Raw genomic sequence first — 1150 nt, 5'->3', positions numbered from 1 at the left:
GCGCATCACCTCGGCCGCCTCGTACTGGAGGCCGTACCACCCGCCGTCCGCGCGCAAGGTCGTGCCCGTGATGTAGCCGGACAGCGGGCTGGCCAGGAACGCGACGAGGTCGGCGTAGTCGCGCCGGCGGCCGATACGGCCGGCGTCGTTGGCGGCCAGCGCCTCGACGGCCTTGGGCTCGATCTCCTCCCAGGTCTCGCCCCAGCCGTTCCGCCGGCCCAGGTCGAGCAGATAGGCCTCCGTGGTGGCGGTGAGGATGCCGCCCGCCGCGACCGAGTTGGACGTCACCCCGGTGTGCTTCAGTTCGCGGGCCAGGGAGGTGGCGAGATTGTCACGGGCGGCGTTGGTCGCGGCGTAGTGCGGCTGGCTCGCCATGGGCCGCTCGCCGAGGACGCTGCTGATCTGGATGACCCGGCCCCAGCCGCGCTCCCGCATGTCCGGCACGAAACGCTGGATCGTCCGCACGCTGGAGACGACATTGGTGTCGTAGATGGCGGACCAGTCGGCGGACGAGAGGGTGGACCAGGCCGCCGCCGGGTCGTAGACACCGAGGTTGTTGACGAGGATGTCGACAGGTCCACCGGCGGCGGAGGCCGTCCTCACCGCGTCGGCACCGGCGTCCGTGGCCAGATCGCCGATCGCGACGGCGGCCTCGCCGCCGGCCTCGCGGATGGCCTTGGCGACAGCCGTGGCCCTGGCCTCGTCGCGGCCGTGGACCACGACCGCCGCGCCCTCGGCCGCCAGCACCTTGGCGATCTCCTCACCGAGTCCGGTGCTCGATCCGGTCACCAGCGCGCGCTTGCCGTTCAGTCGCAGGTCCATGGCACTCCCTCTTCCGTCCGCACTGTCACCTACGGGCTTTACTGGACCGTTCGGTCCACTCGGCTCACGGTGGCACTTTGAAATTGGACCAGCAAGTCCAGACTGGCGCACGCACGGGACGGCGGGACGCGGATGGGACGGCGGGACGCGGATGGGACGGCGGGAGACGCATGGGGCGGCGGGGCGCGCACGGGACGGCGGGACGGGCGTGGTCCGCACGGGACGACAGGAAGGGCCCCGTCCGGCGGGACGGGGCCCTGTCCTGGGGCGGGCGGCCGGGATCAGGCCGGTTTCAGGCCCGGGGCGCCGGCCTCCGTGACGAAGGAGG

General features: G+C 72.6%; 1 protein-coding gene. It reads right to left on the bottom strand.

The features are described from left to right. The coding region (locus BFF77_RS31680; protein WP_066956943.1) for an SDR family NAD(P)-dependent oxidoreductase at positions 1 to 822 on the bottom strand (822 nt) is incomplete at its 3' end. Between the last annotated feature and the right edge of the window lie 328 nt (positions 823 to 1150).

Origin of the sequence: Streptomyces lushanensis, assembly GCF_001700515.1 — a bacterium.
In the GTDB taxonomy this organism is placed as follows: domain Bacteria; phylum Actinomycetota; class Actinomycetes; order Streptomycetales; family Streptomycetaceae; genus Streptomyces; species Streptomyces lushanensis.
The sequence above is the reverse complement of the archived record's forward strand: the minus strand, read 5'-3'. Positions and strand labels throughout refer to the sequence as shown.